Origin of the sequence: Salinimicrobium maris, from assembly GCF_049680855.1 — a bacterium.
Taxonomy (GTDB): domain Bacteria; phylum Bacteroidota; class Bacteroidia; order Flavobacteriales; family Flavobacteriaceae; genus Salinimicrobium.
Window position 1 is genome coordinate 92901 of sequence record NZ_JBMPGS010000004.1, and the last position, 14804, is coordinate 107704.

Consider the following 14804-nt stretch of genomic DNA (forward strand, 5'->3'; position numbering starts at 1 on the left):
CTGCTATCGGGTAATTAAAAGAATTGCTGAAGACACAAACGCCAGCACCGTTGTAATTGTCCTGAAGGTTTCCAGCCCAGTTGTTCCCAGTCCAAGTGCTTTTTGCGGCAATGGATTTACAATAATTAGATCATTCGGCTGAATGTAATAATAGGGAGAATCCACCGCATCTATGCTGGTAAGGTCAATGTGGTGGCGTTTTTGTCCGCCGGGATATTGCCTTAGAATGATCACATCTGTACGATCGCCATAATCAGTTATATCGCCTGCATTGGCAATGGCTTCCATGATCGTCACTTGTTCTTTATAGATCACCTGGCTTCCCGAACCTATTTCTCCAATGGTAGTATAGCGGATTCCGGCAAGTTTTACAGTAACAAAAATATTAGCTTCTTCAGTAAAATAATTCTCCAGCAGCGCATCTTCAATTTTTTCGCGCACCTCTTCCACTGTATATCCAAGCACGTTGACCTCTCCTAAAGTAGGCACCCGAATATTTCCATGAGCATCTACCAAAAAGCCGTCGTAATACATCCTTTCTTCCCCTGTGGCATTTGGATTTTCTTCCCCAATTGGATTGAACATTCCCACCAGTTCCTGGTCCAGCGCTTTCACTCTGATACTCAGCAGGTCATTGGTTTGAATACGGTATGGCTTCTGAATACGTTCTACACTAATAAGACTGTCTACGGCAGTTTCGCTCTCCTGAAGGTACTTCAGGCGCTTTGTAGGCACACAGGATGAAACGCAAATCAAAACAAGTATTACAAAAAGAGGTTTTATGTTCATTTCCAGGGGACCACACTATGAATGAGACAAATATAGGCCATGTGGCTTAATAACAAAACATTTAGAGAATTATTGTCTCCTGTTAAGGGTATGTTATCCTCTTCCCGGCACATCTTTTCCCGATTTCCCCCAACCCTAAAGGGAGTCGGGAAAAGCAGTAGAATCTATTTTATGTATCTTCTTCTTTAATATTTGAAGTACATCTCTCAAGTTGCTCAAAATTTCATCATTGCCAAACCTTATTATTTCTAATCCCTGGAATTTTAGCAGTTCACTCCGTTCTTCATCCTTTTGTTGTCGTTCCGCGAATTCATGATAACCTCCGTCCACTTCTATAATAAGCTGCAATCTGTGGGAATAAAAATCCACAATAAATTGTTGTATAGGATGCTGTCTCCTGAACTTAAATTGCCGAAACTCTCCTACAATTAGTTTTTCCCATAGGAGAATTTCAGCTTCCGTCATATTCCCCCTCAGTCTTTTTGCTCTACCAAAATGATCAGAAGGAGCACCTTTCCACATGCTTTCATCATAATATGGATTCTTTTTCTTCATATTACTTAAACTTACAAAGGAAAATACAATTTCCTCCCTTTAGGGCCGGGGAAAAGAAATTGGATTTTCTTATTGACTTCTACATATCTTCTAACGATCCGATACATCAAAAGTATGTCTCAGTTCTCTCTTCCCAATTTCCCTCAGCCCTAAAGGAGTCGGGAAAAGTAGGTAATTGATCCTTTGCTCCATTACAGGTCACTTCATCGCACCATCACTTCTTCACTTCTTCACTTCTTCACTCAAAAAAAACATTCCTTCTTATTTGATTATCAAAAAAGCTACTTTTGCAAAAAGATCTATTGCGTGAATTACTTATCAGTTGAAAATATAGCCAAAGCATATGGCGAGCGGGAATTGTTCTCAAATATCTCCTTCGGAATTAATGAAGGTCAAAAAGTGGGCTTTGTTGCCAAAAACGGAACAGGAAAAACTTCCCTTCTGAATATCCTTTCCGGAGCCGATTCGCCGGACGAGGGAAACGTGGTGTACCGAAAAGATATTACCACTGCTTTTCTTCCGCAGGAACCAAATCTGGATCCCAAATTAACGGTAGAACAAACTATTTTTGCTTCAGACAATGAGATCCTGAAAGTAATTGAACGTTATGAAAAGGCACTTTTAAATCCTGAAGATGCCGAAGCTTACCAGAAAGCATTTGAGCAGATGGAGGTTCACCAGGCCTGGGATTTTGAGACCACTTATAAGCAAATCCTTTTTAAACTGAAACTGGAAGATCTTGATAAAAAGGTAGCCGAACTTAGTGGCGGACAAAAAAAGCGGCTTGCCCTCGCCTCCATGATCCTTAACAAGCCCAACCTTATCATAATGGATGAGCCCACCAACCACCTTGATCTCGATATGATTGAATGGCTGGAAGAATTCTTCAGAAAGGAGAATTTCACCATTTTCATGGTCACGCATGACCGGTATTTCCTGGAACGCGTATGTAATGAAATTGTGGAGCTGGAAGATGGTAACCTCTACACTTACAAAGGAAATTATTCCTATTACCTCGACAAAAAGGAGGAGCGGATTTCCCTGGAGCAAACCAATACCGATAAGGCAAAGCAGCTTTTTAAAAAAGAGCTGGACTGGATGCGCCGGCAGCCCAAGGCAAGAACCACAAAATCCAAATCGAGGATTGAGGATTTTCACGAGATAAAAGATCGCGCCAGCAAACGCCGAAACGATCACCAGGTACAGCTGGAGATCAATATGGAGCGCATGGGGAACAAAATTGTAGAAATGCACAACATCTCCAAGAGTTTTGAAGACAAGCAACTGCTGAAAAAATTTGATTACAATTTCCAGCCGAGCGACAGGCTTGGGATCATTGGAAAAAATGGTACCGGAAAATCCACTTTTCTGAACATTCTCACCGGTAGCATTCCGCCAGATTCCGGAAAAATTGTGATCGGGGAAACGGTAAAATTTGGATACTACACCCAGCGCGGAATTGAAATAAAGCAGGGCCAGAAGGTGATTGATGTCATTAGGGAGTTTGGAGATTACATTCCGCTGAAAAAAGGGCGGCAAATTTCTGCCCAACAGCTGCTGGAAAGATTTCTTTTCGACCGCAAGAAACAATACGATTTTGTTGAAAAACTGAGCGGTGGGGAGCGAAAGCGACTTTACCTGTGCACTGTCTTAATTCAGAATCCTAATTTTCTCATCCTCGATGAGCCTACGAATGACCTCGATATAGTTACCCTGAATGTACTTGAAAACTTTCTCCTGGATTTCCCCGGAAATTTACTGGTGGTTTCTCACGACAGGTATTTTATGGATAAGATCGTAGATCACCTTTTTGTGTTCCGAGGAAATGCTGAAGTAGAAGACTTCCCCGGAAACTATACTGACTATAGAGAATATGAAGCCAGTACAGTTCCGGAAATTGTGCAAAAAGCCGATACTCCTACAGAAAAGAAAGACCTGAAAAAAGAAGCGAAAACTTCTCCCGGATTAAATTATAACGAGCAGAAAGAGTACAACAGGCTGGAAAAAGAGATCCATAACCTGGAGAAGAAAAAAGAGGAAATTCAGCAGAAATTCCTGCAGGAACTCAGCGGCGAAGAGATTGATAAAACGTCATTAGAATTGCAATCGGTCATTGATGAGATCGATGAAAAGACTGAAAGGTGGTTCGAACTTGGCGCAAAGGCAGAATAAATTTAGCTGAAACTCCAAAAATGGCATTCTCGGGAGTAATTCTGAAATGACTATATTCAGAATCCTGTTTTTCTGCAATTCAAACTTTAAATTGTGTATCGATTTTTCAGTTTCATAAGATTTCTTTACAGATCCAAAAATCAGCATGGAGTGCATTCTCCCTTTGTTTTTGGTCTTGTTACCAGATGCTTCTACGATAAAAAGCCTCATGCAGCTTACGAAGTCATTGAGAACTACCGCAAAAAAATGTTACAAAACCGAAACAGCATCAATATCACCGATTTTGGCGCTGGAAGCAAAGTTTTTTCTTCAGATGAGCGAAAAATAGCAGCAATTGCGTGGAATTCGGGCATTACTCCAAAGCGCGGACGCCTCATGAACCGGCTGGTGCGCTATTTAAATATCAAAAATGCGCTGGAATTGGGCACTTCTGTGGGAATTGGCAGTGTTTCTATGGTGGCAGGAAATGACGTAAAGCTCACCACCATTGAGGGCTGTCCTGAAACTGCTAAAGTGGCAGAGAAAGGTTTTAAACAATTTGAACTAGACAATATAAACCTGAAAGTCGGGAAATTTGAACCCGTTTTAGAGGAAATCACCAAAAATGCTGATAAAAATCCCCTTTTTGACATGGTTTTTATAGATGGCAATCACCAAAAAGAGGCCACACTCGCATATTTTGAAAAGCTATTGCCAGTGCTACATAATGATTCTGTTGTGATTTTCGATGATATCCACTGGTCCCGCGGAATGGAAGAAGCCTGGTCTGCCATCATAGAACACCCAAAAGTAAGCGTAACCATAGATACCTTTTTCCAGGGATTCGTTTTCTTCCGGAAAGAGCAGCGAAAAGAGCATTTTGTGATTAGAGTGTAATGAATTGGCGATGTGAGGGAGTGATGGTGTGATTATTATAATGTTGAGCAGTGTGTAAAATTCTAAATTCATTCTCTTTTTCAGAAGTTGTAACAAATCCTTTTAAATTGCGTCTTACATATTGATCGTAAACCTGAATAATATTTATGAGCAGCGTTATAAAAATCCGCAACATCACCCGTGATTTTCACCTGGGGCAGGAAATCGTAAAGGTTTTAAAAGGCATTGATATTGATATTGACAAAGGCGAATATGTAGCTTTTATGGGACCTTCTGGTTCAGGGAAGTCTACGCTTATGAACCTGATGGGTTGCCTGGACACGCCAACATCCGGTGAATATATTCTCAACGGAAAAGACGTGAGTAAAATGAGTGACGATGAACTGGCTGAAGTCCGAAATAAGGAAATAGGCTTTGTTTTTCAAACCTTTAACCTGCTGCCTAGAACCACAGCTTTAGACAACGTTGCCTTACCAATGGTGTATGCCGGCGCCACGAAAAGCGAGCGAAAAGCCCGGGCCGAAAAGGTACTTACAGATGTAGGTCTTGCCGACCGAATGGATCACAAACCAAATCAGCTTTCTGGAGGACAGCGCCAAAGGGTGGCTGTAGGACGAGCATTGGTAAATCATCCTTCCATTATCCTTGCAGATGAACCTACCGGAAATCTGGATTCCAAAACCTCTGTAGAGATCATGAATCTTTTTGACGACATTCATGCCGCAGGAAATACGGTGATCCTGGTTACGCACGAAGAAGATATTGCCGAACACGCGCACAGGATCATCAGGCTTCGCGATGGGATCGTGGAAAGCGACGAAAGAAAAAAAATGACTGCATTAGACAGCTAGTAAATTCTCATTCAATTGGATTTTCTTGACAATGATTTTCTTTTATACCTGGGATTAATCATCCTTTTCCTGGGATTTTTCCTTTGGAACCGTGCCCGTACGAAAAAGAACCGGGAGCGCAAGAACAGGAGTTTCAGAAAGCGTTATGAACATCGAAAACAGGACAAGGATCACAAAAGTTAATCAACTGAATTATAATAACTTAATTATATTCAGAAATAGGATTTTCTGAGGAGTTTTATTATTTTTATAGAAACTCTTTTGTGAAATGACTGATTTTCTTACCAATGAATTTCTTCTATACCTGGGCTTCATCTGCCTATGTTTTTCGTTTGCATTCTGGATTAGAAGCCGCAGAAGAAGAAAAAAGGAACTTCGGAAGAGAGAAAATCTTCAGCATAAGACTCCAAAATCTGGCGGAAAAAGGAGTAAAAGAGTAATTTGATTTTCTGAAAAAGTTAATAACCTATACTTCTCAAAAATGAGGTTTCTAAAGCACTTTTTTAAACCTGCACCAATCCCCGGAAATAACTGAAGTTTGCACCCTGTAATTTTTCCTTACTTTAGCTTTTTCCTAAATTAAGGCATAAAATGCCATTTTTGAGTAATTTCAGAAATTGTAAAACCAGCAGCACTTGAAAATATATACAAGAACAGGAGATAAAGGCACTACCGCACTGTTTGGCGGCACAAGAGTGCCAAAGCACCACATAAGGATTGACAGTTACGGCACTGTGGATGAACTTAATTCACACATTGGCCTTTTACGGGACCAGAAAATTGATGAAAAAAGTCATCAAATTCTACTCAAGATCCAGGATCGCTTATTTACGCTTGGCGCTATTCTCGCAACAGACCCTGAAAAAGCCCTTTTAAAAAACGGAAAGGAACGCCTTGATATTCCAAAGATAAGTGTGGAAGATATACATCTTTTGGAGCAGGAGATTGATAGAATGAATGACGAGCTTCCTCCTATGACACATTTTGTACTTCCAGGCGGCCACCAGGCTGTGTCATTCTGTCACATAAGCCGCTGTGTATGCCGTCGCGCCGAGCGTCTTGCTGCTGCTCTTCATGAACTTGAACCCTTTGATGAGAAGGTTTTGCAGTATTTGAACCGCTTGAGTGACTATCTTTTTGTGCTGGCACGAAAGTTGTCTAAAGATTTAGACGCCAGGGAAATTCAATGGATTCCGAAGAAAGGGTCCTGAAAACTTCCACCAGCCGGCATTCTTCTAAAACATTAAACTTCCCATAATTTAAGGTTTCAGAAAACGTTCTTTAAAATATTGATAAATAATAGATTTTTTTCTTGACTATCTCAACAAAAAATTTATTTTTGCAAAAAATCAAAACCGATTAACCGATGTATTGGACATTAGAATTAGCATCTTACTTAAGCGATGCACCTTGGCCCGCCACAAAAGATGAGTTAATTGATTACGCCATCAGGACGGGAGCTCCGCTTGAGGTTGTGGAGAACCTTCAGGCAATCGAAGATGAAGGAGATTCCTATGATTCAATTGAGGAAATATGGCCAGATTATCCTACAGACGAAGATTATCTTTGGAACGAGGATGAATATTAAGATAAACAAACAGAAATAGAAGAAAAAAGTCTCAGAAGTGAGGCTTTTTTTTTGCGTACATTTGAACTACTAAAACAATAAAAACTATGAGTTTTTTAGATTCAGTTTTAAAAGTTTTTGTTGGTGACAAATCCAAAAAAGACATTAAGGAAATTCAACCCATTGTTGAAAAAATAAAGTCTTTGGAAAAGGATTTTGAAGCTTTGTCTCTCGACGAACTTCGCGCCAAAACAATTATTTTCAAAGCTAAAATACAAGATGCCCTTAAAGAGGTAAATGACCAGATTGCTCTTCTTACTTCAGAAGCAGATGAATCTGAAGATATTACCCGAAAAGAAGAAATTTACGCCGAAATTGATGCTCTTAAAGACAGGGCTTACGAAATTTCTGAAGGCGTTCTTGCCGAAATACTTCCAGAGGCTTTTGCCACCATTAAAGAAACTGCCAGGCGTTTCGTTAACAACACACAACTTAAAGTTACTGCTTCTTCTTTTGACAGGGAACTTTCCGCAGAGAAGGATTACGTGAACCTTGACGGCGATTATGCCATTTGGAACAATTCCTGGGATGCCGCAGGAAAACCTATCATTTGGGATATGATTCATTACGATGTTCAGCTTATTGGCGGGGTCGCAATGCACCAGGGAAAAATTGCAGAGATGCAAACCGGGGAAGGTAAAACTTTAGTAGCTACCCTCCCAATGTATCTTAATGCCCTTACAGGAAATGGAGTGCACCTGGTAACAGTCAACGACTATCTCGCAAAAAGGGACAGCGCATGGATGGCGCCAATTTTCCAATTTCACGGAATGACGGTAGATTGTATTGACTACCACAGGCCAAATTCTGCCGCAAGACGAAAAGCTTACAATGCAGATATTACTTATGGTACCAATAATGAATTCGGGTTTGACTACTTGCGCGACAACATGTCCCATTCCCCGAATGATCTTGTTCAAAAACCACATAACTATGCAATTGTAGATGAGGTGGATTCTGTATTGATTGATGATGCGCGTACTCCGTTAATCATTTCGGGACCTATTCCAAAAGGCAATGTTCATGAATTTGATCAATTAAAACCTGCAGTTTCAAATATTGTTGAAGTTCAGAGAAAACATCTTACGGGAGTTTTAGCTGAAGCGAAAAAACTTATTGCTGCCGGTGACACCAAAGAAGGTGGTTTTAAACTGCTGCAGGTGCACCGCGGACTTCCAAAAAACAAGGCGCTTATCAAGTTTTTGAGTGAAGAAGGAATTAAGTTGTTGCTTCAGAAGACTGAGAATTTCTACATGCAGGACAACAACCGTGAAATGCCAAAGGTTGATGCCGACCTGTATTTCGTTATTGAAGAAAAAAACAACCAGATCGATCTTACCGACAGAGGAGTTGAATATCTCTCCGGAAAAGATGACCCCGATTTCTTCGTGATGCCCGAAATTGGAATGGAAATCGCGAAGATCGAAAAAGAAGGTCTTTCCAAAGAAGAGGAAGCAGAGAAGAAAGAAGAACTTTTCCGTGAATACAGCGTGAAAAGTGAAAGAATACATACCCTGCGCCAGTTATTAAAAGCCTACACGCTTTTTGAAAAAGACACTGAGTATGTGGTAATGGAAAATAAGGTGAAGATCGTTGATGAGCAAACCGGCCGTATCATGGAAGGTCGTCGTTACAGCGACGGATTGCACCAGGCGATTGAAGCGAAGGAAAATGTGAAGATCGAGGATGCAACCCAGACTTTTGCTACCGTTACTCTTCAGAATTATTTCAGGATGTACCGCAAACTTTCGGGTATGACAGGTACAGCCGTGACCGAAGCCGGGGAATTCTGGGAAATCTACAAACTTGATGTGGTAGAAATTCCTACCAACCGCCCAATCGCGCGTCAGGATAAAGAAGACATGGTCTACAAGACCAAGCGCGAAAAATATAATGCGGTTATTGAAGACGTTACGAAGCTTTCGAGAGCAGGAAGACCGGTGTTGATTGGTACCACTTCTGTTGAAATTTCGGAATTGTTGAGCCGAATGCTGAAGTTGAGAAACGTTCCGCATAACGTTTTGAACGCGAAACTTCATAAAAAAGAAGCCGACATTGTTGCGGAAGCCGGTAAGGCCGGAATTGTTACCATTGCTACCAATATGGCCGGTCGTGGTACAGATATTAAGTTGAGCCCCGAGGTGAAGAAAGCCGGTGGTCTTGCCATTGTGGGTACAGAACGCCATGATTCCCGTAGGGTTGACAGGCAGTTAAGAGGACGTAGTGGACGACAGGGAGATCCCGGAAGTTCTCAATTCTACGTCTCTCTGGAAGATAACCTGATGCGTTTATTTGGTTCTGAAAAGATCGCAAAACTTATGGATCGTATGGGTCTTGAAGAAGGAGAAGTGATTCAGCATTCCATGATCTCAAAATCTATAGAACGCGCTCAGAAAAAAGTGGAAGAAAATAACTTTGGAGTTCGTAAACGCCTTCTGGAATATGATGATGTCATGAACGCCCAGCGTGAAGTAGTTTATAAACGACGTTATCACGCTCTTTTTGGGGACCGATTAAGAGTAGACATCGCGAACATGCTGTTTGACACTGCCGAAAATATTGCAGATACGAACAAAATGGCAATGGACTTTAAAAACTTCGAGTTTGAGCTTATCCGCTATTTCTCCATGAGTTCCCCTATTACCCAGGAAGAATTTGAGAAGATGGATACTCAGAAGATTGCCGGAGAGGTCTATAGAGCTGCTTATAAGCATTATGATGAGAAAATGAACAGGAACGCAGCAGATGCGTACCCTGTGATCAAGCAGGTCTATGAAGACCAGAATAACAATTTTGAACGAATTTCAGTTCCGTTTACCGATGGCGCAAAAACGCTGCAGGTTGTGACCAATCTTGAAAAGGCCTATGAGTCTGAAGGAAAACAACTCGTAAAGGATTTTGAAAAGAACATTACGCTTGCAATCATTGACGATGCCTGGAAAACACATCTACGCAAGATGGATGAACTAAAACAAAGCGTTCAGCTGGCAGTTCATGAACAAAAAGATCCATTATTGATCTATAAGTTTGAAGCATTTGAACTATTTAAGGTAATGCTAGACCAGGTAAATAAAGACGTAATCTCATTCTTGTTTAAAGGAGAACTTCCTGCACGAAACACGAGCCAGATTCATGAAGCCCGGGAGCAGAGAAAAAAAGAGGCTATGGAAACTTCTAAGGAAGAAATTCCAAACCTTGATGAACGTGCTGCACAAAGCAGAGCTGCTTCTCAAAACCAGCAGCCACGCCCGCAGGTTACAGAAACCATCACTCGTGAACGTCCAAAGATTGGAAGAAATGACAAGGTGACGGTTAAGAATGTGATGAGTGGTGAAAACAAAAGTATGAAGTACAAACAGGCCATTTCGCTTCTTGACAAAGGAGACTGGGTATTGGTTGACGAGTAGTCATAAATAACTTGAAGTAATTGTTTTAAAGCCTGAAAAACAGATTTGTTTTTCAGGCTTTTTATTTCAATTCCCCCGGAGAGTTTAATTTTTAGTAATTTTAAAGAACCAACTTTAAAAAAATGAACAAGTACCGTATTGAGATCAAATGGGCTATAATATTTTCTGTCGCTATGATCCTTTGGATGCTGGGCGAAAAATATTTTGGCCTGCACGATAAAAATATAGCAGAACATTCCTTCTACACCAGCTTTTTCGGAATTGTAGCTATTGGTATTTACCTCTTAGCACTTTTTGACAAACGAAAAAATTACTATGACGGTTTTATGGACTGGCCCAAAGGCTTTAAATCTGGAGCATTTTTAACGTTTGGAGTAGTTCTCCTTTCACCTTTTGTGCAACTGTTGATTAGTCAGATTTTATCCCCTCATTATTTTAGCAATGTCATTGAATATTCTATAGAAGCAGGAGAAATGAACCGGGAAGAAGCTGAAGCTTATTTCGACCTTCAGAACTACATCTTGCAGAGCATGGTTTGGGCGGCAGTCACAGGACTTATTACCGCAGCCATTGCTGCTCTTATTCTCCGGCGCAAGAAACCGAATCCTCACCAGGTTAAAGGCACTGCTCCTTATAGATAAAATTGTGGATGGTCTTGAAAATATCTTCAGTAATATTTTTTAGAGAATTGAAACATGTCTTGTTGAAACAATTTTAACATCTTGAAAACATGTTTGAGAAATAAGCCTCTAAAATACTTTTTTGGCTGCTCATTTTAACAGGTCTTTAGCAGCAAAAGCAAAGCTTGATGCTTTTTCGAAATTCCAAAAAAAGGAAAGTACAGGGCACAGCTGGAAATTCCTGCACCCGAATTCCTCAGGCATGATGAGATCAAAGGGAAAGGTTATGAAAAAAGAGGTGAATGTGGAGATCGAAATCGAGATGGAAACAGGCCGGGAACCTCATGAACCCGAATAAGCACTAATTAAAAATCATAATTTTGAAATTTTGCTCTTGAAAGCCTAACTGCTTTTCTTGCCTTTTTCGAGGGTAATATTTTGAAAAGATGTCCTAAAATGTAAAAGATGGAATTTCAGAACCTGTTTTTAAAATTCAGCATAAAAAAAAAATCCGAAGCATTAGTACTTCGGATATTTTTTACCTGCCCATTCAAAAAGGGCATTTTAACAGAAGATTATTTGATGTGAACATCGCTGTACCTGGCTTTTATTGAAACACTCCCTTTTCCATCTCTTGATTTTTGATATCCATTAATAGTTTGTGTGTCATAATTTTTTACAGGCCTTGCTTTAATAGAAGCAGGATAATCAATTTCACTTTGAGAACCGGTGTAGCTGAAATTCAGGGCTACTTCGGGTAAATCAAGGATAAGATCACTGTTTTCCAGAGTAATATCCAAGGTATTGAAGTTCGGTGAAACCTTATCTATCCTTAGCTCCCCAAAAGTGCCGGAAATAATCCCTATTTCCAGGATCTCCCCAATCTTTACATCGCTGGAATTTGAAGTGATCTTTAAACTTCTCACAGTTCCGAGGTCGCAACTTTGAACATAGGATGTTTTCAACTCCCCAAACTCCCAGGTTTTTACTGTTACCGGCGTATAAGCTGCCGAAATATTGGTTTGCTTTCCCGTAATTGTATTTGCAGAAAACCGGCTGTGAGAAAGATTAGCTTTGACGTTGGAGTTTTTACCACTCAATTTCACCTCTCCATGTCGCACTTCCAGGTTTAATCTGGCATTGGCAGGCACCTTCACACGAATGGTTTTCTTAGCCTTGGACATTTTATCATTCAAAACAATCACCCTGTTTCCTCCATCATCATATTTGGCTTCTACTTCCATTTCTACCTGCTCTGCCCATTTTTCCATCTCTTTTCCAAAGCTCTCGCCCCAGGCTTCCATACTTTTACCAAAGTCTTCTCCCCATTTTTCCATCTCCACTTCAATGTTCTTCTTCCAAAGCACTGTATCCTTTTCAAAATTAGAAGCCCATTTCTCCATAGAAACTTCGAATTCTTTCCCGAATTTCTTTTCGATCTTCTTTTCCCATTCCTCCATGTACTTCTCTCCTCCTTTTTGATAAGCTTCATAATCAAAATGAAGTTCGCTCATGTTCTCGTAAAATTCCGGTGGAAGAGGATTGTTAGAAATGCTTTCCAGTAAAGGTCCAACCATTTCCATTACAGGATCAATGATCTCTGGCAACTTCGCCATAGAACCGTTTAATGCAGCTATATCTATTGGGGGCATACTTAATCCTCCACCCCCTCCAGAGGTGATGCTGACTTTCCCTGCGTTTCCGGAAGTCTGGACCTTCCAGTTTGCGAGCAAAGCTTTTGTCGTTTCCTTGTCGGACTGTCCAGATTCCAGGAAAGCTTCTATTTGCACCTCATTTCTATCCCAGTTTTCTATCACAACATTCGTATGACTCGCATCTACTTCTAATGTCACATCCGCATTGGTCTTGTATGTTTTTTCAAGCTTTTCTGTTTGTGCAATCGCCACGACTGTACCACTAAGCAAGAACAACATTAAAATTTTAAGCTTCATAGTTTTCATATTGTTCGTTTTTAGATTTTTTAATTTCGTTTATCTTGTTCTTTAATTTGTACATTAATTCCAGCCTAAGCTGTAGGTTTCCAATCAAAGCTTCAATGGTTTGCTCATTGGCACCTATTTCACTAAATTCATTATTCAATCGTTGATATTCCTTTTCCAGTTCGGCCAGCTGCTTCATAAAAGAATCAAGCAAGGCTTTATTTTCATCAGTAACTTCAAGCTTAGACAATTCAAAATTGAGATTTGCCAAATAATAGTTCTCGATCTTCTTATATTCCGGAGAAACATCACTCACCAGAAATTTTTCTGAAACCGGCTCTTCCGAATTTTCTTCTATACTTCCTTCAACCGGATTTTCTACTACCTGGTTTTCAATACCTGGGTTCAAAGCCTGAGGCGAAAAGAAAATGAATCCAACTCCAACGGCCACCACTAGTACTGCCGCTATCTTAAGGAATAGATATTTCCTGCCGGGATTTTCCTTCGGCAAAGCTTTGTCTAATTTGGCTTCAAATCTTTTTTGATGCCCTTTTTGGAGCCTGTCTGAAGTTAGCTCCTCTTCATTCCTGAACATTTCTCTAAGATCCTGTGACATTTCTCAATTTTTTAAGTTCTTGCTGTAATTTTTTCTTTCCTCTGTGCACCAGCGTTCTTGACGCCACCTGACTGATATTTAATATTTCTGAAATTTCTTCGTGATCATAACCTTCTACCAAAAACAACATCAACGGATATTTATATTTCTCCGGTAGGTCCTCAATGGCAGCTTTTACTTCTTTGATCCCAACGTCGTTTTCAACCGTCCAGTCTTCTTCATCCTCTACTGTGGCCATGACTTGTTCATTAAGCGCGAGCAATTCCAGTTTCTTTGATTTTAACTTATCAATGCATTTGTTAATCACAATTCTTTTAAGCCAGGCTCCAAAAGTAACTTCGCCATTGAACTGATGCAGTTTTTTAAATGCTTTCACAAAAGCCTCCTGCATAGCATCTTCAGCTTCAAAAGGATCATGTAAAAATCTGCGGGCTACGCAAAACATCCCTTCGCAGTATTGGTTGTAAAGCTTAAACTGGGCCCTTCGGCTGTTCTCTTTACATTCTTCGATTAACTTATGCTGTAACACATTTCATTGTTTTGGTTGATGTCTACTATAAAGACGAGAGAAAATAATAGATGTTGCAAAACATTCTCATTTTTCAATTTTTTCTCAGAAGTGTCCTTCAAACTCGCGGAGAAAGAAGATTCCCACATCACCTATTTCTTAATAAATTGACTTTCTTCTTAAAGAAGTGGCAAAATAATATTAAAAAATCAAATATTAACAAGAACTTCTAAACACATTAAAATACTGGTTTTTATCTTGTTATTAGAATTAATTTAAAAGTTATGGAAGATCGTTACTCAAAGTTTAAAAAATTGAACTGGCTTCTGGAAGACAGTTTTGAAGCTGAACGTTTGTACTACAATGCCAGTGAAGATGTACAAGAGGTTAATCTTAAGCGGTTTTTCAATCATGAAACCGTGAACCGTAATAGATTTAGCCATGAAATCTCAGAACAACTGGTACAGGCGGGAATTGAGCCTAAAAAGCAGTGGGTTCAAAAAGGAAACCTCGACAGAGATTGGAGGCAGGAGAAGAAAGCACTTACAAAAACGCGCCCGTTGAAGTTACTTAAAAAATGTACCTCAAAAGATGAAGAGAATCTGAAATTATATGAAGAAATTCTTAGCGATACCCGTTTCCCTAAAGAGGTACTTCAAATTTTAAAGAAGCAACGCCTGGTGATACTAAAAAGCCTCGGGGAAGCTGAGAAATTTCGCACTTCTATTAAAGGACTAGAGCCTAATAAAGAGCCAAAAGTAAGAAAACTGAAAGCGATATAGAGCCCTTATTTCGATATTCAAGAAAAGCACCATTTAATCCAAAATGGTGCTTTTTTTTGAC

Annotated in this window: 15 protein-coding genes; 10 read left to right on the top strand and 5 right to left on the bottom strand. The window is 40.0% G+C overall.

Annotated features, from left to right (window positions below):
* Positions 1-3: 3 nt before the first annotated feature.
* Both ACOV1Q_RS12705 and ACOV1Q_RS12710 read right to left on the bottom strand, forming a co-directional pair.
* Positions 4-789, bottom strand: a complete 786-nt coding sequence (locus ACOV1Q_RS12705) for a polysaccharide biosynthesis/export family protein (protein WP_424494776.1) — start codon at positions 787-789, stop codon at positions 4-6.
* 135 nt (positions 790-924) lie between these two features.
* Positions 925-1344, bottom strand: a complete 420-nt coding sequence (locus ACOV1Q_RS12710) for an endonuclease domain-containing protein (RefSeq protein WP_424494777.1) — start codon at positions 1342-1344, stop codon at positions 925-927.
* Between the two features lie 306 nt (positions 1345-1650).
* Here ACOV1Q_RS12710 and ACOV1Q_RS12715 point away from each other — a divergent pair, with 306 nt between their 5' ends.
* The 9 genes from ACOV1Q_RS12715 to ACOV1Q_RS12755 all read left to right on the top strand — a co-directional run bounded on the left by ACOV1Q_RS12715 (position 1651) and on the right by ACOV1Q_RS12755 (position 11255).
* Positions 1651-3516 carry an ABC-F family ATP-binding cassette domain-containing protein gene (locus ACOV1Q_RS12715; protein ID WP_424494778.1) on the top strand — a complete coding sequence of 622 codons (1866 nt, stop codon included), beginning with the start codon at positions 1651-1653 and terminating at the stop codon, positions 3514-3516.
* 150 nt (positions 3517-3666) lie between these two features.
* Positions 3667-4392 carry an O-methyltransferase gene (locus ACOV1Q_RS12720; RefSeq protein ID WP_424494779.1) on the top strand — a complete coding sequence of 242 codons (726 nt, stop codon included), beginning with the start codon at positions 3667-3669 and terminating at the stop codon, positions 4390-4392.
* A 146-nt stretch (positions 4393-4538) separates the two neighbouring features.
* Entirely contained in the window at positions 4539-5243 is a 705-nt protein-coding gene (locus ACOV1Q_RS12725) for an ABC transporter ATP-binding protein (protein WP_424494780.1), read from the top strand.
* A gap of 15 nt (positions 5244-5258) precedes the next feature.
* Positions 5259-5426, top strand: coding sequence for a hypothetical protein (locus ACOV1Q_RS12730; protein ID WP_424494781.1), 168 nt, complete (start codon positions 5259-5261; stop codon positions 5424-5426).
* Between the two features lie 452 nt (positions 5427-5878).
* A complete protein-coding gene (locus ACOV1Q_RS12735; RefSeq protein WP_424494782.1) occupies positions 5879-6454 on the top strand; it encodes a cob(I)yrinic acid a,c-diamide adenosyltransferase in 576 nt (191 codons plus the stop codon).
* A gap of 155 nt (positions 6455-6609) precedes the next feature.
* On the top strand, positions 6610-6831 hold the full coding sequence (locus ACOV1Q_RS12740; protein WP_008272287.1) for a DUF2795 domain-containing protein: 222 nt from the start codon (positions 6610-6612) through the stop codon (positions 6829-6831).
* 86 nt (positions 6832-6917) lie between these two features.
* Entirely contained in the window at positions 6918-10277 is a 3360-nt protein-coding gene (gene secA / locus ACOV1Q_RS12745) for a preprotein translocase subunit SecA (protein ID WP_424494783.1), read from the top strand.
* 122 nt (positions 10278-10399) lie between these two features.
* Complete coding sequence (locus ACOV1Q_RS12750; RefSeq protein ID WP_424494784.1) at positions 10400-10918, top strand: DUF4199 domain-containing protein; 519 nt, start codon at positions 10400-10402, stop codon at positions 10916-10918.
* Positions 10919-11039: 121 nt separating this feature from the next.
* Positions 11040-11255 carry a hypothetical protein gene (locus ACOV1Q_RS12755; RefSeq protein WP_424494785.1) on the top strand — a complete coding sequence of 72 codons (216 nt, stop codon included), beginning with the start codon at positions 11040-11042 and terminating at the stop codon, positions 11253-11255.
* A gap of 217 nt (positions 11256-11472) precedes the next feature.
* Here the strand turns inward: ACOV1Q_RS12755 and ACOV1Q_RS12760 are convergent, their stop codons facing one another.
* From ACOV1Q_RS12760 to ACOV1Q_RS12770, 3 genes are read right to left on the bottom strand one after another with little or no spacing between them, the layout of a single operon-like run.
* A complete protein-coding gene (locus ACOV1Q_RS12760; protein WP_424494786.1) occupies positions 11473-12858 on the bottom strand; it encodes a hypothetical protein in 1386 nt (461 codons plus the stop codon).
* A complete protein-coding gene (locus tag ACOV1Q_RS12765) occupies positions 12839-13453 on the bottom strand; it encodes a hypothetical protein (protein WP_424494787.1) in 615 nt (204 codons plus the stop codon). Before ACOV1Q_RS12765 ends, ACOV1Q_RS12760 begins: the two co-directional genes overlap by 20 nt.
* Positions 13437-13982, bottom strand: coding sequence for an RNA polymerase sigma factor (locus ACOV1Q_RS12770; protein WP_424494788.1), 546 nt, complete (start codon positions 13980-13982; stop codon positions 13437-13439). The genes ACOV1Q_RS12765 and ACOV1Q_RS12770 overlap by 17 nt, the downstream gene beginning before the upstream one ends.
* Before the next feature lie 263 nt (positions 13983-14245).
* On the opposite strand from ACOV1Q_RS12770, the gene ACOV1Q_RS12775 reads away from it, so the two are divergent.
* A complete protein-coding gene (locus ACOV1Q_RS12775; RefSeq protein ID WP_424494789.1) occupies positions 14246-14743 on the top strand; it encodes a DUF2383 domain-containing protein in 498 nt (165 codons plus the stop codon).
* Positions 14744-14804: the final 61 nt, after the last annotated feature.